This window comes from Thermomonospora curvata DSM 43183, assembly GCF_000024385.1.
GTDB classification, from domain to species: Bacteria; Actinomycetota; Actinomycetes; order Streptosporangiales; family Streptosporangiaceae; genus Thermomonospora; species Thermomonospora curvata.
In genome coordinates, this window is the sequence record NC_013510.1 from 711,512 (window position 1) to 735,065 (window position 23,554).

Annotated in this window: 12 protein-coding genes; 11 read left to right on the forward strand and 1 reads right to left on the reverse strand. The window is 72.0% G+C overall.

Features of this window, described 5'->3' with window-relative positions:
* Positions 1 to 358: 358 nt before the first annotated feature.
* The 11 genes from glf (at position 359) to TCUR_RS03180 (ending at position 22,487) form a co-directional block, all read left to right on the forward strand.
* On the forward strand, positions 359 to 1,528 hold the full coding sequence (gene glf, locus TCUR_RS03130; protein WP_012851014.1) for a UDP-galactopyranose mutase: 1,170 nt from the start codon (positions 359 to 361) through the stop codon (positions 1,526 to 1,528).
* Positions 1,525 to 3,501, forward strand: a complete 1,977-nt coding sequence (locus TCUR_RS03135) for a glycosyltransferase (protein ID WP_012851015.1) — start codon at positions 1,525 to 1,527, stop codon at positions 3,499 to 3,501. The genes glf and TCUR_RS03135 overlap by 4 nt, the downstream gene beginning before the upstream one ends.
* Positions 3,498 to 4,361, forward strand: a complete 864-nt coding sequence (locus TCUR_RS03140) for an ABC transporter permease (RefSeq protein ID WP_012851016.1) — start codon at positions 3,498 to 3,500, stop codon at positions 4,359 to 4,361. Before TCUR_RS03135 ends, TCUR_RS03140 begins: the two co-directional genes overlap by 4 nt.
* A gap of 6 nt (positions 4,362 to 4,367) precedes the next feature.
* A complete protein-coding gene (locus tag TCUR_RS03145) occupies positions 4,368 to 5,156 on the forward strand; it encodes an ABC transporter ATP-binding protein (protein WP_012851017.1) in 789 nt (262 codons plus the stop codon).
* 114 nt (positions 5,157 to 5,270) lie between these two features.
* Positions 5,271 to 8,165, forward strand: coding sequence for a beta propeller repeat protein (locus TCUR_RS27305; RefSeq protein ID WP_012851018.1), 2,895 nt, complete (start codon positions 5,271 to 5,273; stop codon positions 8,163 to 8,165).
* A gap of 350 nt (positions 8,166 to 8,515) precedes the next feature.
* Positions 8,516 to 9,481 (forward strand): glycosyltransferase family 2 protein, encoded by a 966-nt coding sequence (locus tag TCUR_RS03155; protein WP_012851019.1) that lies wholly within the window; start codon positions 8,516 to 8,518, stop codon positions 9,479 to 9,481.
* On the forward strand, positions 9,478 to 10,827 hold the full coding sequence (locus tag TCUR_RS03160) for a polysialyltransferase family glycosyltransferase (RefSeq protein ID WP_012851020.1): 1,350 nt from the start codon (positions 9,478 to 9,480) through the stop codon (positions 10,825 to 10,827). Before TCUR_RS03155 ends, TCUR_RS03160 begins: the two co-directional genes overlap by 4 nt.
* A 110-nt stretch (positions 10,828 to 10,937) precedes the next feature.
* Complete coding sequence (locus tag TCUR_RS03165) at positions 10,938 to 14,411, forward strand: bifunctional glycosyltransferase/CDP-glycerol:glycerophosphate glycerophosphotransferase (RefSeq protein ID WP_012851021.1); 3,474 nt, start codon at positions 10,938 to 10,940, stop codon at positions 14,409 to 14,411.
* A gap of 665 nt (positions 14,412 to 15,076) precedes the next feature.
* On the forward strand, positions 15,077 to 17,158 hold the full coding sequence (locus tag TCUR_RS03170; RefSeq protein WP_012851022.1) for an acyltransferase family protein: 2,082 nt from the start codon (positions 15,077 to 15,079) through the stop codon (positions 17,156 to 17,158).
* A gap of 343 nt (positions 17,159 to 17,501) precedes the next feature.
* Positions 17,502 to 19,436 carry a hypothetical protein gene (locus TCUR_RS03175; protein ID WP_245536962.1) on the forward strand — a complete coding sequence of 645 codons (1,935 nt, stop codon included), beginning with the start codon at positions 17,502 to 17,504 and terminating at the stop codon, positions 19,434 to 19,436.
* A gap of 81 nt (positions 19,437 to 19,517) precedes the next feature.
* Positions 19,518 to 22,487 (forward strand): ATP-binding protein, encoded by a 2,970-nt coding sequence (locus TCUR_RS03180; protein WP_012851024.1) that lies wholly within the window; start codon positions 19,518 to 19,520, stop codon positions 22,485 to 22,487.
* Positions 22,488 to 22,490: 3 nt separating this feature from the next.
* Here TCUR_RS03180 and TCUR_RS03185 read toward each other — a convergent pair whose 3' ends face one another.
* Positions 22,491 to 23,528 carry a hypothetical protein gene (locus TCUR_RS03185; RefSeq protein WP_148232912.1) on the reverse strand — a complete coding sequence of 346 codons (1,038 nt, stop codon included), beginning with the start codon at positions 23,526 to 23,528 and terminating at the stop codon, positions 22,491 to 22,493.
* Between the last annotated feature and the right edge of the window lie 26 nt (positions 23,529 to 23,554).

Genomic DNA, 23,554 nt, shown 5'->3' on the forward strand with positions numbered 1-23,554 from the left:
CCTAGATGGGGCGATTGGCTCGGTACATGATGGTCGAGCGTGCATTGTAGCGAGGGGCCTGAGCGGGCGGCACCGCTCGCCGCGGCCGGCCCGTCCGGGAAGCGGATGCCGGGCCGGGCACTTGGCCCGAACCCGGCCGCCTGCGGGGGCATCTCAAGGTAAGGTGCAAAGGCGCCCGGTACATCCGCAATATCGCCTTATGACGGCGGCTGTCGCTGCTCGGGGGAATTCGGCGCCTCGCCTCCGGAACGTTGTGACGGTGCCGGGCGTGCCGGGAGACCGTCAGCCCCGGCCATCCCACCCAGGGGCGTGCAACTCCGTCGCCGGCCCAGCGGCCGGCCCGACAAGAAGGACGCACGTGGACGCTGATCTCGTGGTCGTCGGATCGGGCTTCTTCGGGCTCACCGTCGCCGAGCGCTGTGCCAACCTGTTCGGGACTCGCGTACTGGTCCTGGAGCGACGCGATCACATCGGCGGCAACGCCTACAGCGAAAGCGAGCCGCAGACCGGTATCGAGGTGCACCGGTACGGTGCCCACCTGTTCCACACCTCCAACGAGCGGGTCTGGGAGTACGTCAACCGGTTCACCTCCTTCACCGACTACCGGCACCGCGTCTACACCAACTTCAAGGGCCAGATCTACCCGATGCCGATCAACCTCGGCACCATCTGCCAGTACTTCGGCCGCGCCTTCACCCCCGATGAGGCCCGGGCGCTGATCGCCGAGCAGGCCGCCGAGGTCTCCTCTCCGCGCAACCTGGAGGAGAAGGCGATCTCCCTGATCGGACGCCCGCTGTATGAGGCGTTCATCCGCGGCTACACCGCCAAGCAGTGGCAGACCGACCCCAAGGAGCTGCCGGCGGAGATCATCACCCGCCTGCCGGTGCGGTACACCTTCGACAACCGCTACTTCAACGACAAGTACGAAGGGCTGCCGGTGGACGGCTACACCGCCTGGCTGGAGCGGATGGCCGACCACCCCAAGATCGAGATCCGGCTGAACACCGACTTCTTCGACCTCAAAGACGACATCGTCGGCAACGTCCCGGTCGTCTACACCGGCCCGCTGGACCGCTACTTCGACTACGCCGAAGGCGAGCTGGGCTGGCGGACGCTGGACTTTGAGATGGAGGTCAAGCCCACCGGGGACTTCCAGGGCACCGCGGTGATGAACTACGCCGACGAGGACGTGCCCTACACCCGCATCCACGAGTTCCGGCACTTCCACCCCGAACGCGACCACTACCCGCCGGACAAGACGGTGATCGTGCGGGAGTACTCCCGCTTCGCCGGCCGGGACGACGAGCCCTACTACCCGATCAACACCCCCGACGACCGGGCCCGGCTGCTGCGCTACCGCGAGCTGGCCAAGCAGGAGGACGGGGTGCTGTTCGGCGGACGGCTCGGCACCTACAAGTACCTCGACATGCACATGGCCATCGCCAGCGCCCTCAACATGGTCGACAACCGGCTGAAGCCGCACTTCACCGAAGGTGCCCGGCTGGTCAGCGGAGGAATGGACGAATGAGCGAGCAGATGCGCGTCCTGCAGCGGGTCGTGATGCCCCTCGACCGCGACCTGGACGTGGTCCGGCTCTACCTGGACGACCGGATCGGCAAGGGCCGCCCGGAGGTCGAGCCGACCGGCAAGAACAAACAACAGGTCGTCGAGGACGAGGGCGGCGCGCACGAGCCGCTGCTGTCCATCGACGTCGACACCATGACCCGCCGCGGCGTCACCGTCCCGATCGGCCGGCGGCTGTCGCTGTGCACCTACTTCAACGCCTTCCCCGCCGGCTACTGGCGGCGCTGGAGCGTGCTGGAGGAGGTCCGGCTGCGGGTGCGGGTGCGCGGCGAGGGCACCCTGATCGTCTACCGCTCCAACGCCAAGGGCCACGTGCAGCGCGTCACCTCCGCGCACGTGGACTCCACCGAGGTCTCCGAGCACCGCTTCAAGCTGCCGCTCAAGCCGTTCATCGACGGCGGCTGGTACTGGTTCGACCTGGTCGCCGGGCAGCGGTCGATCGAGCTGGTGGAGGCCGAGTGGCTGACCGCCGAGGCCGGCGGGCGGCGCCAGGGCCGCATCAACATCGGGATCACCACCTTCAACCGTCCCGCCTTCTGCGTCGACCAGCTGGCGGCGCTCGCCCGCGCCGAGGAGGTGCTGGAGGTGATCGAGGAGATCCTCATCATCGACCAGGGCACCCAGCGGGTGGCCGACCACCCGGGCTTTGCGGAGGCGGCGCAGGCGCTGGGCGCCAAGCTGCGCATGATCGAGCAGCCCAACCTGGGCGGCTCCGGCGGTTTTGCCCGCGCCATGGAGGAGACCGCCCGCGCCGATCGCGCCGACTATGTGCTGCTGCTGGACGACGACGTCATCACCGAGCCGGAGGGCATCCTGCGCGCGGTGACGTTCGCCGACCTGGCCCGCACCCCCACCATCGTCGGCGGCCACATGTTCAGCCTCTATGACCGTTCGGTGCTGCACGCCTACGGCGAGACGCTGGAGAAGTACCGCTGGTTCTGGGGGCCAGCGCCCAACACCAAGCACGGCCACGACTTCGCCGCCCGGGGCCTGCGCCAGACCCCCTGGCTGCACCGGCGCATCGACGTGGACTACAACGGCTGGTGGATGTGCCTGATCCCCACCGAGGTGATTCACAAGATCGGCCTGCCCATGCCGATGTTCATCAAGTGGGACGACGCCGAGTACGGCGTCCGGGCCGGCAAGGCCGGTTTCCCCACCGTCTCGCTGCCGGGGGTGGCCGTCTGGCACGTGCCCTGGCACGAAAAGGACGACACCATCGACTGGCAGGCCTACTACCACGAGCGCAACCGGCTGGTCTCGGCGCTGCTGCACTCCCCGTACGAGCGCGGCGGCAACCTGCTCAAGGAAAGCCTGTTCGTGTCCATCAAGCACGCCCTGGCCATGCAGTACTCGGCCGCCGAGCTGATGCTGATGGCGATCGAGGACGTGCTGAGCGGGCCGGAGCACATGCACCGGCAGCTGGCCACCAAGCTCCCGGAGATCCGCGAGTTCCGCAAGCGCTTCAGCGACGCCCGGGGCGTGGAGCGCATCGAGCAGCTGCCGCCGGTGCGCAGCAAGCCGCCGCGCAAGGGCCGCATGCCCACCAAGCCGGGCAGCCGGCTGGGCATGATCCGCAAGGCCGCCGTCAGCGGGCTCAAGCAGTTCCGCCCGGTCGACCCCAAGGCGCGCGTCAACCCGCAGGCCATCGTCCCGCACATCGACCTGGCCTGGTGGCGGCTGGCCGACCTGGACAGCGCGCTGGTGTCGGCCGCCGACGGCACCGGGGTGTTCTGGTACCAGCGGGACCGCAAGGAGTTCCGCAGCCTGCTGCAGCGGACCTCCGCGCTGCACGCCCGGCTGCTGAAGGAGTGGCCGGAGCTGTCGCGGCGCTACCGCCAGGCGGTGCCGCAGCTCGTCGCCCCGGAGAGCTGGTGGGACAACTTCCAAGCCGCCCCGAAGGCCGGTGATCGATGACGCAAGCCCCCTCGCTTCCCCCACTGCTGGAGCCGGACGCCTCCGGAGGGCTGCTGGAGGTCTTCCGCCGTCGTTACCTGCTGCGGCTGCTGGTCCGGCGGGAGCTGCGGGCCCGTTACAAAAGCTCGGTGCTCGGGCTGGGCTGGTCGTATGTGCGGCCGGCGGTGTACTTCTGCGTCTACTTCTTCGTCGTCGGGTACGTGCTCGGCGCCGGGCGCAAGCTGGAGAACTTCGGGGTCTACCTGTTCTCCGGCATGGTGCTGATCAACTTGTTCAACGAGATCCTGCACTCGTCCACCCGCTCGGTGACCGGGCACGCGGCGCTGGTCCGCAAGATCTTCCTGCCCCGGGAGCTGTTCCCGGTGGCCTCGGTGCTGGTGTCGCTGGTGCACTTCGTGCCGGGGCTGGTGATCCTGCTGGCGGCCACCACCGCGCTGGGCTGGCGGCCGGATGTGGCCGCGCTGGGCGGGGCGCTGGCCGGCTTCGTCATCATCGTGCTGCTCGGCCTGGGCGCCGGGCTGCTGCTGGCCGCCGGGAACGTGTTCCTGCGGGACCTGGAACAGGCCGTCGACGTCACCGCCGTGGTGTTCATGTGGTCGGCGCCGATGATCTACCCGTGGACGTTCGTGCGGGACGTCGCCCCGGGCTGGGTGCTGGACCTGTACCTGCTCAACCCGCTGGTCACCGCGGTGTCGCTGTTCCAGCGGGCGTTTTGGGCCCCGGGAATCGAGGGGCAGTTCACCTTCCCGCCCGACCTGGCCCTGCGCACGGTGGGGTCGCTGGCGTTCGCGCTGGTGGTCTTCTCCATCGGCCAGCAGGTGTTCGCGGTCGCCCAGCGGCGTTTCGGGCAGGAGTTGTAAGGGGCCATGACAACAGCCATCGTCGTCGACTCGGTCACCAAGGAGTTCCGGCTCCGCCACGCGCGCTCGCTCAAGGACCTGGCGGTGCGCACGATGCGCCGGCAGTCGCTGGCCGAGCGCTTCCTCGCGCTCGACAACGTCAGCCTGACCGTGCAGCAGGGCGAGGCGGTCGCGCTGATGGGGCTGAACGGCTCGGGCAAGAGCACCCTGCTGAAGATGATCTCCGGGGTGATGCGGCCGGACCGCGGCACGGTGCGGGTGCGCGGCCGCATCGCCGGGCTGATCGACGTGGGCGCCGGACTGCACCCGGAGCTGACCGGCCGGGAGAACATCTTCCTCAACGGGGCGATCCTCGGCATGAGCGAGGCGGAGATCCGCCGCAAGTTCGACTCGATCGTCGAGTTCTCCGGGGTGGAACGCTTCCTGGACGGCCAGGTCAAGTTCTACTCCTCCGGCATGTTCATGCGGCTGGCGTTCTCCATCGCCGTGCACACCGAGCCGGATGTGTTCCTCATCGACGAGGTGCTGGCGGTCGGCGACCCGCCGTTCCGCCGCAAGTGCCAAGACCGCATCCGCGCGCTGCGCGCCGAGGGCCGCACCATGGTGATCGTGGCGCACGACATCAAGATGCTGACCGAGCTGTGCGACCGCGGGGTGATGATGCGCGGCGGCCGGGTGGTCTTCGACGGCGATGTGAACGTGGCCGGTCAGATGTGGCGGGAGGACCGCCGGGCGCGCCGCCAGGGCAAGGCGGTGGCCGGCCAGGCCGGCCGTCCGCTGGCGCCGCGCGGCTGACCTGCGGCATATCGGGACGTCCGGAGGGTCCGGATACAATCCCCCCACCGCATCCGGACGAGCGACGACCCGCCACGGACGGGCCGTGGCGAAGTGGTGAGTGGGGAGAACACGGTGGCCCAAGCCGGTACGGGGGATGACAACGCCGACGGCCGGGTGCCCGACGGTCCGCCGCCCGCCCCGTGGGGCTCGAGCGCGCAGGATGCCGGACAGCAGGATCCGGCCGGCCCCGCTTCGCAGGAGCCGCCGGGCTTTCCGGCGCCGCCGCCACCGCCCCCGTTCGCCCCGCCGGGCCCGGGACTGCCCCCGCCGCCGCAGTGGGGACGGCCCGCCGACGATCCCGCCGCCGCGCTGCCGCCCGCCCCGTGGGCGGCCCCGATGCCCGAGCTGCCCGGGGAGGCGCTGCCGGCGGCCGGCGACCCGGAGGCCACGTCCGTCGATCCACGCCCTGCGGGCGACCCCGCCGCCGGGCCGCCGGCCGCCCTGGGCGATCCGGCGACCTCCCCGCCGCCGATGGGTTTCCCGGTGCCGCCGCCACCGGTGGGCACTCCTCCCATGCCGCCGCCGGGCGCACCCGGTGCCGTGCCGCCGCCTCCTCCTTTCGCGGCGGCCCCGCCCGCGCCTCCGCTGGGCGGCCCCGGCGCGCCGCCCGCCGCCGAACCGGAGGCGGGACGTTTCAGGCCGCGCCCCCCGCAGCAGCCGGACGAGCCGTGGCGGCTGCCCGCGCCCCGGCGGCAGGGTCCGCGCCTCCCCCGCAAGGCGGTGCTGATCGGGGCGGCCGGCCTGGCCGCCGCCGCGGTGATCGCGGCCGGCGCCGTGGTGCTGTGGCCCGAGGGCGAGCAGCGGCCGGCCGCTCCGGCCGCGGCGGCGCATCTGGCCTCCGACGCCTTCGCCACCGACCCGGCCGTCCGCTCCGACGGCCGTGACCAGCAGCTCACCACGGCGGACGCGGCCGGCGACACGGTGGTGGCGGCCGGCGGCGACGGCGACGGCGACGGCACTGCGGTCCGGCCCTACTTCCTGGTGTCCACCGACGGCGGCCGCTCGTTCCAGCGGGCCACGGTGCACGACGACGGCCTCGGCGGGGTGCCGCGCCAGGTGGCCGGTTCGGCCTCCGGCTGGGCGGCGCTCGGGGAGGCCCCCGACGGCTCGGCGCTGGCCTGGACGAGCCGCGACGGCCGGCAGTGGACGGCGCATGCACTGGGCGAGGAGAGCTTCAAAGACGGCGACCGGGTGCTGTCGCTGACGGCCCACCCCTCCGGCTTCCTGGCCGTGGGCACCACCGCCGCCAAGGGCGACCTGCGCGACGGGTCCCCGCTGGCCTGGGTGTCCTCGGACGGGCGCTCCTGGGAGCGCCTGGACGCCGGCGATCTGAAGCTGACCAAGGGCAAGGAGACCCTGTCGCTGCTGGAGGCGACGACGCACGGCTCCACCGTGATGGTCAAGGGACGGTGGGCCAAGAGCGAGAAAGGCGCCCCGCGCAACCGGGTGTGGCTGTCCGGAGACGGCGGCCGCACCTGGGAGGAGACCAAGCCGCCCTCCCCGAAGGGCACCCGCGGCATGCGGATCGGCTCCGGCCCCTCGGGCCTGCTGGCCGTGCGCGACGTGAGGCGCGCCAAGAAGAGCTACGCCACGATCTTCGCCTCCGCCGACGGCAAGGACTGGACCGAGACGGCCGAGGTCGAGCTGGGCAAGGGCATGCGGCTGCAGGCGGTGGCCGGCTCCGAACGCGGCGCCTTCGTGGTGGCCGGAGCCGGCGACCGGGTGCAGGTGGTGCGCAGCGGCGACGGCCGCTCCTGGCAGGCGACGGACCCCTTCACCCGTCCCGCCAGGCTGCTGCCGGGCACCGCCGCGGCCGGGGACCGGCTGGTGATGGCCGGCTGGATCCGCAGCGGCGGCGACCTCAACGGGGTGCTGCTGGCCCAGGACGCCACCGGCCGGCTGGCCCGCCCCGAACTGCCGGCCGCCCCAGTGGACCGGACCGTCGCCGCGCTGACCACGGCGGGAAACCAGGCCGTGGCCGTGGGCAGCACCAACGGCAACGCGGCGATCTGGAGCTCGGCCGACGGCCGGACCTGGCGGCGCGGCAGGCTGACCGGCGCCGGGTTCGGCGGCCCGGGGCTGCAGCGGCTGCACGGCGTGGCCGGCGGGAGCACCGGATGGGTGGCGATCGGCTCCGACACCCGTCCCCAGCAGCAGCCGCGTCCGCTGGTGGCCATCTCGCAGAACGGCACGGAGTGGAGCGCGGTCGGCGGCGGCACCTTCGCCGACGGCAAGGACGGCCTGCGCGTCTACGGGGTGGCGGCCGGCCGCTCCGGGCACGTCGTGGTCGGCGAGGACGGCTCCTCGGCCGTCGTGTGGGCCTCCTCCGACCTGCGCACCTGGCAGCGGGGGACCGGCGTCAAGGGCGCCCTGAAGGGGAGCAAGGGCACCAACCGCTGGATGCAGGCGGTGGCCGCGACCGCCGACGGCTATGTGGCGGTGGGCGGGAGCAAGAAGAACGGCGTCCACGCGCCCGCCGTCTGGACCTCCCCGGACGGTCAGGAATGGACGCTGCGCGCAACGCCGCGGCTGCCGGAGGACTCCTCCGGCTACCTGCGGCACGTGGCCGTCTCGGGCGCCACGGCGGTCGCCGTGGGGGAGCGCCGCGACGCGGACGGCACCCGGCGGGCCTTCGCCTTCCTGTCCACCGACGGCGGCGCGACCTGGCAGGAGAGCCCGCTGCCGGAGATCACCGGCGCGGATGCGGTGCGCGGGGTGACCGCCGCCGGCGCCGCGTTCGCCGTCTTCGGCGAGATCCGGCAGTCCGGTTCCGCCGACGTGGCGGTCTGGACCTCCCGCGACGGCCGTTCCTGGCAGGCCGCGCACCCGCGCGGCACCGCCCTGTCGGGCGCGGGCGATCAGCGCCTGACCGGCCTGGTCGCCTTCCGGGGCGAGCTGCTGGGCGTCGGTGAGAGCACCGAACGCCAGAGCGCCGAGCCCGTCCTGTGGCACCGCCCGCCGCTGTGAGCCGGGTCGCTCCCTGGGGGCGGCCAGCCATGCGGTGGCCGATTCCGGACTCTGACAATTCGGTCGCAGTCCGGCAAAGGCGAACGCAAGGTGACACGCCGGGGTGTGCGTTCAGGTAATCTTCCTGAACATTCCCCCGTAACGTACGGAACGCCCCACCCCGCAGGGGAGTTCCCTCAGCGATGAGGAAGTCCTGTGCGTGTGGCCCGTGTCGACCCTGTCCGGGGCGGCTGTGCGGGGATTCCGCCGCGGCGGTCCCCGGTGGCCGGCGAGGCGGCCGGCGGGGGCGTTCCCCCAGGTGAGGTGGGCCGCGATCGGCTCCGCCGCCCGACGTCCCGAACGGAGACCGCGTGACCACCCTCTCGGTCATCGTGCCGGTGCACAATGTGGCCCCGTACCTTCCGGACCTGCTGCGGAGTCTCACCCGGAACGCGCGCGCCGACTTTGAGTTCATCTTCGTCGACGACGGCTCCACCGACACGTCGGCCGAGATCGTGGAGGACCACCGGGCGAGGCTGCCGGGCTTTCAGCTCATCCGCCATCCGCGGGCGCGCGGGCTGAGCGCGGCCCGCAACGCCGGTCTGGCCGTTGCCTCGGGCCGCTACATCACCTACGTGGACGGCGACGACTGGCTCGCCCCCGGCTACCTGCCGGAGGCGGTCGAGGCCATCGACTCGCTCGGCTGCGACTTCATCAGGATCGACCACGTCCAGGCCCACGGACGCAAACGGGAGATCCACCGCGCCCCCCACGGGGTGCGCGGCAAGGTCCTCAACCCGCGCGACGGGTTCCTGCCGGTGCACGACCTGGCGATGGTGGACTACCCGTACGCCTGGGCCGGCGTCTACCGCCGCAGCCTCGCCGAGGACGGGCTGCTCACCTTCGACGAGGAACTGCTGACGGCCGAGGACCGGCCCTGGATCTGGCGGCTGCACCAGCGCGCCGCCAGCTACGCGGTGATCTCACTGTTCGGGGTGTACTACCGGCGCGGCGTGCCCACCTCGCTCACCCAGATCGGCGACGAGCGGCAGCTGCACTTCTTCGACGCCTTCGACAAGATCCTGACCGCGCTGCGCACCGACCCCGACTGGGACCGCATCAAGTACAAGTTCGTCCGCGCCTACTGCGTCCTCATCGCCACCCACGAGGAGAAGAAGGAGCGGCTGAGCCCCACCCTGCAGCAGCGCCAGCGGCTGCGGGCCGGCCGGACGCTGCGCGCCCTGCCCCAGGAGGTGCTCAAAGCGGTGCTGCCCGGCATGCGCCCGGCACGGGCCGCCCTGCTGACCGAGCTGATGGCGGCCGGAGGTGCCCGGTGAACCAGTTGTTCGTCTCCTCCGGTCCCATCGCGACCGCGCTGTTCGCCGCCGCGATCGACACCGGACGCCTGGGGGCGCGGCCCGGTCGGCGGATACTGCTGGTCAGCGACGAGACCGCCGGCGCCGAGCTGGCCCCGCCGCTGCCGGAGCGGGCCGACCACGCTGCGCTGTACGACCGCTTCGATGAGGTCGTCTCGCTGAACGAGCTGCTGGCGCCGATGCATCCGCAGGACTGGCGGCCGGCCCTGGAAGAGCAGCCGATGCTGGAACGGCTGCTGCGCCGCCACTGGGGGCTGGGCGACGAACCGGTGGAAGTGATCGTGGAGACCCTGGAGACCGCCCCCGCCCAGACCCTGGCGGAGGTCTTCCACGACGCCCCGGTGACCGTCTGCTGCGGCACCCTGGAGGTCTACGGCCCCGTCCGGGCGCTGCTGCCCAGGGGAGTGGGCAGCCGGGTCGAGCGGCTGCTGCACCTGGATCTGGTGCCCGGCCTGCCGCCCCGGCTGCTGTCGGATTACGGGGTCGCGCCGCAGATCGTGGCCCAGGACGCCTTCGCCAAGGCCTTCGAGGAGGTCAAGGCCGGTGCCGAGACCCTGCTGGCGGGCCGGCTGCCCGCCGGCGCCGACCGGGCGGCGCTGATCGTCGGCCAGTGCCTGACCGACCTGGGGCCGACCGGGGAGCAGGAGGAGCGCATCCACCTGGAGATGCTGCGGGGCCTGGTCGCCCGGGGGAACCGGACGGTCGCCTTCGTCCCCGCCCCCGATGGGCAGACCGCCCTGGCGGCGGCACTGGCCGCCGAGGCCGGGCGGCTGGGGGCCGAGCTGGTGATCCTGGACGAGCCGGTGCCCGCCGAGGTCTGGTGCGCCCTGCTGCGTCCGGAGGTGGCCGTAGGGGTGTTCCCCCCGGCGCTGGTGCGGGTCTCCCACCTGCTGGAGGTGCCCGTGATGACGCTGGGCACGGTCCGGGTGCTGGAGCGGCTGAACCCCTACGACAACGCCGCCCGGATTCCGGCGACCGTGGTGGACGCCACCTTCCCCCGCCTGACCGACGAGGGCGACGCCATTCCGCCGCCGATCGCCCGGCACGAGATCAAATCGCGGCTGGTCCCTTTGCTGGCCGCCGTCACCTATTGCATGCAGCCGGGACGTTATCCGGAAATGCGCGCGGCCACGGCCGAGTACGTGGACGCTCTCCCGCCCGGCCCGGCGCTGCGCCGCTATTTCAGAATGCAGCGGCTCATCACTTTGGGATTGGCGCAGCCGCCCCCGCCCGCCCCTGCGGAACCGGTCGGGACGCTGCAACGGGTCGCCGATGTCACCAGGCGCCTGAAAGGACGGCTCAGATGACCGCCGCCGGATCTTTACGGGTTTTCCACCGTCGCTGACGCCGGTCTGGTCATGTGACCGGGACGTCCCACCGGCCGCCTTCCCGATGTTCGGACGATTGCGAGAAGGACATGCCCCCACTGCTGAGCATCGTTGTACCGGTTTACAACGTGGAGCCCTATCTGCAGGAGTGCCTGGAGTCCCTGCAGAACCAGACCATGGATGACTTCGAGGTCATCATGGTCGACGACGGCTCAACCGACGGCAGTGCGGCCATCGCCAAGGAATTTGCCAGCCGGGACGGGCGGTTCCGGCTGATCCAACAGGAGAACCAGGGGCCGGGGCCGGCTCGTAACACCGGGGTGCGCCATGCGACAGGCACCTATCTGGCCTTTGTCGACGGTGACGACGTGGTGCCCCCGAACGCCTACCAGCGGATGATCAATTCGCTGGAGAAGAGCGGATCGGACTTTGCCTGCGGTGGGGTACGCCGATTCAGTTCCAAGGGAATTTACCCCTCGAAGATGCACGCCGACATTTTTGACCGGCCGGCGAAGAAGACCCACATCTCCCGCCGCCCGGAACTGGTCGGTGACCGCACGCCTTGGAACAAGGTGTACCGCAAGTCGTTCTGGGACGCCCACAACTTCCAGTTCCCCCGCGGGCTGTATGAGGACCCGACAGTGGCCATTCCCGCTCATGTGCTGGCGGAAAAGGTGGACGTGTTGTCCATCCCCGTCTATCACTGGCGGGTGCGTGAGGGCGGTGAGCGCTCCATCACCCAGCGTCGTACCGAGCCGGGCAACCTTGAGGACCGGGTGACGGCCATCCGCCGGGTCTCGAAGTTCCTACGCGAGCACGCGCCGGAGCTGATGCGGGAATACATGTCGCGGGTGTTCGCCGACAAGCTGCCGATGTACATCGAGGTGCTGCACGAGGGGAGCGAGCATTATCGGCAGCTGCTGCAGAAGGCCGTCGAGGAGTTCGCCGCCGAAGCCGACGAGGAGATCTTCCAGGAGCTGCCGGCCCTCAAACGGCTCAAGTACCACTTGCTGCGGCGGGGCATGATCGACGAGCTTCTCGAAGTCCTGGTCTTTCAGCAGAGGGAGATCATCACCACCGACGTGGTGCTGCGAGGCGGCCGCTGGTATGCCCGCTATCCCTACTTCGACGACCCGGAGCGGGGCATTCCCGATAGCGTCTACGACATCACCGATGAGGTCACCCTGCAGGCCGGTGTGGACCGGGCCTACTGGCGTGAAGGGCGGCTCTACATCGAGGGATTCGCCTACATCGCCCGCATCCCGGTGCCCGACCCCTACACGGGCTCCATCCGGCTGTGGCTGCGGCACCCCGAAGAGGAGAACGTCGTCGAGCTGCCGGTGGGACGCATCTACCGGCCGCGCACCTCGGCGGACGCCAAGTGGGCCGCCGCCTGCTACGACTGGGCCGGTTTCTCGGCCGTGCTGGACCCGGCGACGCTGGGACAGCGCCGCTTCGGCTTCCAGCGCAGGTTCCGTCCCGGCCTGTGGCGGCTGGAGGTGGAGGTGACCATGCCCGGCGGGGTGCGGCGCAGCGGCCCGCTGCGCGGCTCGACCCGCGCCGACCAGCGCTGGCCGTCCGGCCATGACGTCGCCCCCGGCGTGTCGATGCGGGTGTCGCCCTCCCGGCAGAGCTTCGGCCTGGAAGTGGTGGACGTGGGCGCGCGGGTGACCGCGGCGCGTCCCGTCGAGGGCGCCATCGAGATCGAAGGCCATGTGGTGGGCGGCGGCAAGGCCACCGAGCTGCTGCTGTCCCGCCCCAACGGGACCGGCGAGATCCGGCTGCCGATCCTGGCGCACGGCAAGGGCCGCTTCCTGGGCCGCATCCCCATGGACGTGCTGCCGGAGTGGGAGGAGACCCCGGGGCAGGACCGGCTGCCCTGGAACGTCCTGATCACCGTGGCCGGCCGCCAGGAGCCGATCCAGCCGGTGGCCGCCGACCATGTGGAGACCTGGCAGGCCAAGGGTTCTCATGAGGCCGCCCTGACCCGGATCGACGGCGGGTACCTGCGGGTGATCCAGCGGCGCTGCCGGCCGGTGCTGACCGAGGCTCGCTGGACCGACCGGGGCGTGCTGCGGCTGCGCGGCCGGATGACCGGCGATCGGCGGCCCGCGGAGCTGGTGGCGCGCTGGCGTGCCGGGGCAGGCGAGCGCCGGATGCCGCTGAGCTGGGACGGCGAAGAGTTCACCGCCGAGCTGCAGCCCATGGAGCGCACCTGGTACGGCGATGAGCTGCCGATGCGCAGCGGGCGCTGGGACCTGGTCGCCCCTCTCGGTGAGGACGACGAGGTGAGCGTGTACGTCGCCCGCTCCGCCTGCGTGAACCTGCCGGAGCCCCACGTGGTGGGCATCCACGAGTTCACCCTGGTCGTCGAGGGCATGGAGGAGCCGTGGGTGTGGGTGCGTCCGGCCCACGACCCGACCGAGCGGGGGGCCTACGGCATCAAGCGGATGTCCACCGAGGACTACCCGGTCTACCGCCGGTCGCCGATCCGCGACATGGCGCTGTTCGAGTCCTTCCAGGGGAGGCAGTTCTCCGACAGCCCGCGCGCCATCTTCGAAGAGCTCCGCCGCCGCCACCCCGAGTTCGAATACGTGTGGGTCACCAGCGACGGCCGGTTCCAGCCGCCGGAGGGCGTCCGCACCCTGCTGCGGGGCACCCGCGAGCACCTGAAGGCGATGGCGCAGGCCCGCTTCCTGGTCTCCAACGACCCCATGCCGTACTGGATGGAGAAGCGGCCCGAGCAGATCTACCTGCAGACCTGGCACGGCACGCCGCTGAAGAAGCTCGGCTATGACATCGAGCGGCCCGCCCACCGCAACCCCCAGGACTACCTGCGCCGCTTCGGCAGGGACATGGCGCAGTGGAACGCGCTGGTCTCGCCGAACCCGTTCAGCTCGCCCATCTGGCGGCGGGCCTTCCGCTACGAAGGCGAGCTGCTGGAGATCGGTTACCCGCGCAACGACATCCTGTTCCGTCCCGAGCAGGCCGAGCGGATCCGCCGGCGGCTGGGGCTGCCGGCGGGCAAGCGCGTGGTGCTGTACGCCCCGACCTGGCGGGACGACCGGATCGTCAGCAACGGGTACGGCATGGAGCTGCAGCTCGATGTCGAGCGGGCCCGGGAGGTGCTGGGCGAGGATCACGTGCTGCTGATCCGCGGCCACATCAACGTGGTGGGGAACTTCTGCCCGCCCGATGACGACTTCGTCCGCAACGTGAGCACCTACCCCGACATCGCCGAGCTCTACCTGGTGTCCGACGTGCTGGTCACCGACTACTCGTCGGCGATGTTCGACTACGCCTGCACCGCCCGGCCGATCCTGTTCTTCACCTACGACCTGGAGCACTACCGCGACGAGCTGCGCGGCTTCTACTTCGATTTCGAGGCCGAGGCGCCCGGCCCCATGTGCATGACCTCCGATGAGCTGATCGATGCGCTGCGGGACGTCGGGAACGTCTCCGCCCAGTACGAGCACCGCTATGAGGCTTTCCGGGAGAAGTTCTGCCCCTGGGACGACGGCGGCGCGGCGGCCCGCGCCGTGGACTGGCTGCTGCAGCAGTGAGCCCTTTCCCCTGGTGAGGTTTCCGCAGGGGATCTAAAAGCGCCTGGGGGACGCGGCGACCTCGGAGAGAACGATCTTGGAGCTCGCCGAGGTCGCCGCGTCCAGAGCCCGAGGCCGCGCACCGGAGAAGACTGCGGTGGGCTTTCTCGTTTCGTGGTTTCGGGGAGTCGGTGGTTGCGCGCCTGCCGTGCCGGGCTTTGAGTCGCTGGCCGGAACCGGACACGGCTCAGCGGATGATCTTCGGTGAACCCTGACAACGGGTGGCTGGCGTCAGACGTCCCACATGCGGCGAGACCGGCTTATGTGAGCATTCAACTATTTGAAAACTGCCGGAGAAGGCCGCCGGGGTTCTCTTGAGGGGCATTCTCCGGGGCCTGCGAGAGGAGTTGCCCGAACTCGGCTCATCTGTGATGACCTGCCTCTTCGGCTCGGTCGGCGGACGGTGCCGCGGCTTCGGCCTTGAAACGGCGGCGGGCGCGAGCCGGAGGTGATTTGCGTCCGCGAGGCGGGCGAGGTGCGTCCGTGTCACGAGAGCGTCTCGCACCCCTGTGCGCCTTGTGACAAGTGAGGCTTATTCATATCCTCGCTCCGAAATTGGACACGGTGCGGCTCGGGTCGATCGGATCGGGACGCGCGCGTCCAGGCTGCTCGACTGAAAGTGGAAGATGTCGACCCCATCCATCGAGGAGACCCTCCGGCGTCCGGCCCCCGCTCAGGTCACCGGGGAGGCCGCACCCAGACGGCCCCGGGAAGGCCACCGGCCCGAGATCCAGGGGCTGCGCGCGGTCGCCGTGCTGCTGGTGGCGATCTACCACATCTGGCTGGGCCGGGTGTCCGGCGGGGTGGACGTCTTCTTGATGCTCACCGGTTTCCTCATCACCGGCTCCCTGCTGCGCATGGTGGAGCGGCGGGGACGGGTGGAGTACCGGGCCTTCTTCGCCCGGCTGGCGCGGCGGCTCTTCCCGCCCGCGGCGATCGCGCTGGCGGGGGTGCTGGCCGGGACATGGCTGTGGCTGCCGCAGGACCGCTGGCGCGACACCCTCGCCGAAGTGGCCGCCTCGGCGCTCTACTACGAGAACTGGCGGCTGGCGGTCACCGCCGTCGACTACCTGGCCGGCGGTGAGGGCGCCAGCCCCGTCCAGCACTTTTGGTCGCTGGCGATCCAGGGGCAGTTCTACCTCATCTGGGCGCTGCTGCTGACCGGCACGGTGGCGGCGGCGGCGCTGGTCCGGCGGAGCCCGCGGGCGATCTTCACCGGCGTGCTGGTGGCCGTCTTCGCCGCCTCGCTGACCTACTCGGTGATCCGCACCGCCGTCGAGCAGCGCTGGGCCTACTTCGACACCGGGGCGCGGCTGTGGGAGCTGGCGCTGGGCGGCCTGCTGGCGCTCGCGCTCGCCCGCTGGGACAGCGCGCGGCTGCCGGTGCCGCTGCGGGTGGCGCTGGGCTGGGGCGGGCTGGCCGCCCTGGTGGCCTGCGGCCTGGTCCTGCAGGTCTCCACGGTGTTCCCCGGCTATGCCGCGCTGTGGCCGACCGGCGCGGCCATCTTGGTCATCGTGGCGGGGACGACGGGCAGCCGGCTGGGCGCCGACCGGCTGCTGTCGGCCAGGCCGCTGACCTACGTCGGCGACATCTCCTATGCGCTGTACCTGTGGCACTGGCCGCTGTTCGTCTTCTACCTGGCCAAGACCGGCAACACCACCGCGAGCCTGGCCGCCGGATGCGCGATCCTGGCCGTCTCGTTCGTGCTGGCGGCCGCCACCACCTGGGTGTCGGACCGCTCGGTGGAGTGGGTGACGGCGCGGCGCGCCACCCGCACCTGGTCGCTGGTGCTGGGCGTGGTCTGCCTGACCCCGGTGGTCGGCGTCTCCTGGAGCGGGGTGGCCCACCTGGACGAGCAGGCCCGCATCCGCCAGGCGCAGGCCGCCGACCCGGCGAACTATCCGGGCGCGGCCGTGATGGTCGGGGCGCCGCCGCCGCCGAAGCTGCCGTACCGGCCCGACCTGCGGGACGCCAAGGAGGACCTTCCGCTGATTCACACCAACGGGTGCGTGGCGCCCTACAAGGCGACCGAGGTGAAGGTCTGTCAGTTCGGCGATCCGAACGGGCGCCGCACCATCGCGCTGGTGGGCAACTCGCACGCGGCCCACTGGTTCCCGGCCCTGCACAAGGTCGTCGACGAGACGGGCTGGCGGCTGATCACGATGGTCAAGTCCGGGTGCCCGCTGCTGGCGGGCGGGGCCCGCTACCCCGACACCGGGGCGCCGTACCCGGCCTGCGACGCCTGGGGGCGCGGCGTCATGCTGCAGTTGCGCGCCCTGCGCCCGGATCTGGTGATCACGATCGGCACCCGGACCGACCCCAAGGGGCGGCCGGAGGAGCTGGAGCGTCTGGCCGTTCCGCGCTGGCGGCAGCTGGGAGCCTACGGGATACGGGTGATGGCGATCCGGGACACCCCTCGCCTGACCTTCCCGCCGGCCGACTGCTTCACGCGGGTGAGCCTGCAGCAGTGCGCCGAGGCGCGCTACCGGAGCCTGGCCCCGGTCGCCCCGTACCGCAACCGCCGGGACCTGCCGCGCAACGTGCGCTTTGTGGATTTCACCCGCTATGTGTGCACGCCCGGAAGCTGCCCGATGATCATTGGGAACGTCCTGGTCACCCGGGACCGGGGGCACTTCACCGAGACCTATGCGCGCACGCTGGCCCCCATGATGGAGAGCGCGATCCGGCGGGTGACGGGCTGGCGGTGACCGGAACCGGTCACTTCGGGCGATAACGGATGTCCGGTCTTGGGGTTTGACAAGTGAGCTGACCGAATTGTCGCTCTTGGTGCCGCATTGGATGTGGTGTTCGGTTGAATGGTGGGCGAATCGGGCCGTTCATCCCTAGTCTGTACGGGTAAGAACCCCGACCGACGAGTGCTCATGCCACCCCGCCGAAGCAACGCACCGAACCTTCTTCGGCCCGCGGGCCGCCGCGCCGCCGGGCGCCCCGGACGGGCCGGAGCGGGTTCGCCGCTGAACCCCCTGGGGCTGTGACGTGACGGACGTGACCAGCGGGTCTGCGACGACGCGGTTAATACAACCGGACCGCGTGTACGTGGGCTGGCGCTATGCCCAGGTCCACCCCGACCCGGGGCCGCCGCCGCCACGTCCCGAGCCGATCGACGATCCCCCCGACGACCCGCTGCGCGATGTGCACGTGCGGGTGCGCAGCCCGATGCTCGACCGGCCGGTCAAGATCATCGCCACGGGCACCGGAGTGTTCGGCGGCCTGGTGCTCGCCTGCGGCCTGCTGGGCGTGCTGCCGTGGAAGTTCGCCGGGGTGGGGCTGCTGGCCTGCCTGGTCGTCCTGGGCATCACCGGCTACCAGAGCTGGCAGAGCGAACGGGCGCTGCGCGCCCGGCTGCGCCAGGAGCGGGAGCGGATCGACCGCGAGCGCCAGGCCCGCGAACGCCGCCTGCTGGCCGCCCAGGCCGAGCACGCCGCCGCCTACCGGGAATGGGAGCGGCGCCGCCGCGCCTATGAGAACCAACGCGAGTGGTACCCGGTCGCGGTGCCGCCCGAGGCCGACCGGGTGGACATCGTCGGCGGCACGCTGGCCGGCTGGTCGGCGGCCGTCACCACGATGGGCGCGGCCCGCCTGGCGGCCGGCGCCCGGGTGACCGTGCTGGACTTCTCCGAGGGCGCGGTCGCCGGCGACCTGGTGCGGCTGGCCACCGCCCGGGGCGACGACCCGCTGGTGTGGGTGCTGCCGGGCGACCTGCCCCGGCTGGACCTGTCCAGCGGGCTGAGCGCCGACGCGCTGGCCGACGTGCTGTCCCTGGTCGTGGGGGCCGGCGAGGAGGAGACCTCCACCGGCGACCTGTCGCTGGACAACTCCATCCTGGAGCGCGTCATCTCCGGGGTGTTCGGCGGCAGCGCCACCATCCCCCAGCTCACCGCCGCGCTGCGCGCCCTGGCCCAGGTCGGCGACCCCCGCGACGACCTGCGGCGGGGCCTGATCACCGAAGAGCAGCTGGCGCGCGTCACCACCATGTACGGCCGCGGCGCCACCGACCGGATCGTCATCCGCCGCGCCTGGGCGCTGGAGGCCCAGCTGCGCAAGCTGGAACGCCTGGGCACCGAACCGGTGCTGCTGCCCCCGTCCCGGCTGCGCGTGGTGTCGCTGGACCGCGGGGCCGGGGTGCTGACCAACCGCATCCTGGGCACCTACGTGGCCACTGCGCTGACCCACCGGATCCGCAACTCCCCCTCGGCCACCCGCTGGGAGCACACCGTGTTCCTGTGCGGCGCCGAGAAACTGCGCGGAGACGTGCTGGACCGGCTGATCGACGCCTGCGAGGCCACCGGCACCGGCCTGGTGCTGCTCTACCGCTCCATCCCCCCGCACGTCCGCGAACGCCTGGGCCGCCGCGGACACGCCGCCGTCGGCTTCATGCGGCTGGGCAACGCCGAGGACGCCAAGATCGCCGCCGAGCACATCGGCACCGGCCGCCGCCTGCAGGTCGCCGAGCTCACCGACACCGCCGGAGCGGCGATCTCCACCGGCCCGCCCGGCTCCGCCGAGGCCTGCTACGCCAGCACCATCGCCTACGCCCGCGTCCGCGGCGACGCCCTCACCGACCCGGTGTGGGCCCCGCTGCCCGCCCCCGCCGCCGACGACTCCGTCCTGGTCGCCGGCATCAGCTCCGCCACCGCCTGGGGACGCACCCTGCCGGCCACCGGCAAGGCGGGCGGCTCCCGCGAACTGCTGGTCGAACCGCACGAGCTGCAGGAGCTGCCGCCCACCGCGATGATCTTCACCCACTCGGCCGCCACCGGCCGCCGGGTGCTGCTGGTGGACGCCAACCCGGGCATCATCACCCTGCCCACCACCCACTCCCAGCAACTGGAGGAAGTCCTCCAGCAGTGCCACCCGCCGGCGGAGGGCGGCCGGGACGCCCTGCCGCCCGGCGGCACCGAGAGCCCCTCCCCGGAGCGCGAGCCGTCCCCCGGACGCACGGACTTTCGCTCCGGAAGACCCTGACTGTGCGCGTGACGCCGTTCTCACCGGCCGCGCCGCAGAACGCGGTGACATGGCGCCGACCCGGTTGATAGGGATGGGCAGGTGACCAACTACCCCCCGGAAGGACCCGCCGTTCACTCCCTCGAAAGGCCGGTGGGCGACCCGCTGGCCGGCCCCTGGTACCGGATCGCGGCGATCCCGGCCGCGGACCGGGAACCGTCGGCCGAATGGGACTTTGTGACCGTGCTGCCGGCGGTGCTGTCGGCCCGGCAGCAGCAGCGGCCGTTCGTGGTGGGGTGGCTGTCGCGGGGCGGCGGCGCGCCCCTGGAACTGATCACCAACGCCGGGCCGATCGGGCCGGGCCAGGGGGCGCTGCTGTTCCCCAACGGGGCGCGCGGGGTGCCCATCGGCGACGAGTGGCTGCGCCTGGCCGGGCAGATGGTGTGGACGCGCTGCCCGGGCCGGCCGGCCCCGCCGGTGCACCGGGCCGGCCCGGCGGGCGGAGCCGGCCTGTTCGAGTCGACCCTGGTGACGCTGATGGACCGGCCGTTCGGCTGGCTGGTGATCGCCGACCCGGCCGACGAGCGGCTGATCGACGCCGAGATCGGCAACCTGCACCACGAGCTGCGGATGCTGCGCCGCGGCGAGGACGCCCAGTCCCGGCTGGAAGTGGCCCGGGCCGAGCAGCGCCTGGCCGAACTGGACACCTTCTACCAGGCGGGACTGTGGCAGGTGCGGGTGCTGGCCGGGGCCGCCTCCCCCGAGGAGCTGAGCCGGATCGCACCGGTGCTGGTGGGCTCCATGGAACTGAACCACCACCCCTACCGGCTGCGCGCCGGGTACGGCGCAGAGAGCCTGGCCGAGGCGCTTCACCCGATCGCCCCGCCGGCCCGGCTGCGGCAAAGCGGCGGGAACGACTCCAGCTTCCCCTTCCCGGCCACCGCGGGCGCCCTGGCGGCGCTGGCCGGGCTGCCGCGCCGGGAGGTGCCCGGGCTGCGGGTGCTGGAGGCCGGCTACTTCGACGTCACCTCCGAGACCGCCGCCGAACCGGCCGCCGAACCCGCCATCGAACTCGGCGCGATCCTGGACGGCCAGGACCGCCGGGTGGGCACGCTGGCCGTGCCGCGCTCGACCATCAACCGGCACGTGTTCGTCACCGGCGCCACCGGGGCGGGCAAGTCGCAGACCGTCCGGCACCTGCTGGAGCAGCTCACCCGGGCGGGCGTGCCATGGCTGGCGATCGAACCGGCCAAGTCCGAGTACGCCGCCATGGCCGGGCGCATCGAGGACCTGGGCGCCCGGGTCACCGTGATCAACCCCTCCGACCCCAAGTCGGTGCCGCTGTCGGTGAACCCGCTGGCGCCCGAACCCGGCTACCCCGTCCAGGCCCACATCGACATGGTGCGGGCGCTTTTCCAGGCCGCCTTCGACGCCGAAGAGCCGTTCCCGCAGATCATGTCGCAGGCGCTGCAGCGGGTCTATGAGGACAACGGCTGGGACGTGGTCACCGGCGCCGGCCGGCCCGGCTCGCTGGTGGAGCCGTCGGTGCCCACCCTGGAGCAGCTGCAGCGGGCCGCGCTGGCGGTGATCGGCGAGATCGGCTACGGCCGGGAGCTGATGGCCGACGTCAAGGGCTTTGTGGACGTGCGGCTGCGGTCGCTGCGCACCGGCTCGGCGGGCCGGTTCTTCGAAGGCGGGCACCCGGCCGACATCGGCGGGATGCTGCGCGAGAACGTCGTGCTGGCCATCGAGGACGTCGCCAACGACGAGGACAAGGCGTTCCTGATGGGAACGCTGATCATCCGGATCGTGGAGCATCTGCGGATGCGGGCCCGCAGCCGCACCCCCACCGATGGGCCCGGCGGGCTGCGGCATGTGATCGTCATCGAGGAGGCGCACCGGCTGCTGCGCAACCGCGGCCCCGAGCGCACCAGCTCGCACGCGGTGGAGCTGTTCGCCGGGATGCTGGCGGAGATCCGCGCCTACGGCGAGGGCATCATCGTGGCCGAGCAGATCCCCACCAAGCTGGTGCCGGACGTGGTCAAGAACACCGCGCTCAAGGTCGTCCACCGGCTGCCGGCCTTCGACGACCGCCAGCAGGTGGGCGCGGCGATGAACCTCGATGAGGACCAGTCCCGCGAGGTGGTGTCGCTGCGGCCCGGGGTGGCCGCGGTGTTCGCCGACGGGATGGACCGGCCGCTGCGGGTGCGCATCCCCTACGGGGAGGGGCAGGAGGGGGTGCGGCCCAGCCCGCCCCCGCCCATCGACGGCCGCCGCTCGGTCGCCTGCGGCCCCCAGTGCCGCTCCGGACGCGCCTGCACCCTCTATGAGCTGCGCGAGGCCGACCTGCAGGCCGGGCACGCCGACTGGGCCTGGCTGCGGGTGTGGGCCGATGTGCTGGTGCTGGCCCACGTGGTGGACCGGCCGCTGCCGGCGGTGCCGCCGGAGCTGGGCCGCGCCTGGTCCCGCCTGCCCGTGCGGCTGCGCGAGTGCATGCTGGCCACCGTGGTGGAACGCTGCGTGGCCCGGCGGGCCTGGGCGCTGCGGACGGCGTACGCGCCCGAAAGCCTCACCACCACCGTCGCCGAGGTCGCCCGGCGCCTGCTGGACGGCGAGCACGCCCTGGCCGGGACGCGACCGGGGCCGAACTGGGTGATCGGCCAGGTGCGCTGGCTGCACGAGATGGAGCGGATCTTCCCCTTCGGCCGGCCGCTGCCCGACAAGCACGCCCCGGTCCCGCCGCTGGAGTACCACCTGCCGGGGCTGCGCCAGGCACCCGGCGCCAAGGTCGGGCACCGGCTGCGGGCGCTGCGCCGCCACCCGCTGTCGATGGAGCTGCCGGCCAACCGGCCGATCGCGCTGACCGCCCTGTTCGGGGAGGACGACCATGCGGCCTTCGCCGACGATCTGGCGTTGGTGGCCATCGGGCTGGAGGCCGACGCCCAGTTCGCCGAGGTCGCCGAGGTCACGCGGACGGCCTCCTGGCTGGAGGCGGTGCTGAACTGGCCCGAGCGCTTCGTGCTGCCCTTTGAGGACCCCGACGCCGTGCTGCCGTTTCCCGCCCAGGAATAAGGGTCAGATGCTGCCGGAGTCGCGGGAGGGCAGGCCGTACTCGGAGGCGATCGCGTTCCAGTAGCCGACCACCTCGGACTTGGCCCGCGTGGCGCGGTTGTTGACCTCCTCGGCGGCCGAATCGCTCGGGCAGCCGGGGGCGTATCTCAGGTACAGCTCGTTGGACTCGATCGAGGCCCGCAGCGCCTCGGTCAGGGCGTTCTTGAGCGCATCCCCGTCGGGGAGGGCGTCGACCTGCAGCGTCTCGGCGGTGGCCAGCTGCTCCCGCCGCTGGTCCCGGACGCGTTCCAGGCCGGAGACATCGCACCCGGCCGACACCACCGCGCCCAGCTCGCTGCGGGTGCCGGCCATGTCGCGCAGCAGCGCGTCGATCTGCTCGGCCTGCCGCCGGCCGGCGTCGTCATCGGCGTCGGGGGTGGGGCTCTGCTCCTCGGCGCCGGTGGGCGGCGCCGACTGCCCGCCCTGCGTCTGCTCGAGGGCCTGCTGGCTCTGCTGGGGGAGGGTGTCGGGCTCCTGCTCCGGCTGCGGCCAGTAGATGATGGCCAGGGCGACTGCGGCCAGGACCCAGGCCGCCACCCCCGCCAGCACATACGGCAGCACCTTGTTGCGCTTCCGGGGCGGCGGGGGCTGCCACATGGGCGGGGAGCCGCTCCAGGCCTGCGGGTCGTTCCAGGGCTCGGGAGACAGCGAGGTGATCTCCTCGGTAGAGGAGCCGGGGGCGGCCTCCCGGCCGTGCTGCACGGTCCACGGCCCCGGCGACCAGGAGGCCGGGTCACCGGGGGGACTCGCCTCCGGCGCGGACCGCCCCTGCCACGGCTGGTCCTGCCGGGTCAGGTCCTGCCGGGTCAGGTCCTGCCGGGTCAGGTCCTGCCGGGTCAGGTCTCCTTGGGGCTGATCCTGCCGGGTCTGCTCTTCCTGCGGCGGCGCTGCGGGAGGAGAGGCCTGGGGAGTGGACGCAGAGTCCACGGCGGTGGCCTGATCGAGCTGCGCGTTGCAGTGCGAGCAGCGGGGCAGGTCGGGAGAGGTCTCACCGAGACACACCGGACACTGCATAGGCCCCCGCCTTA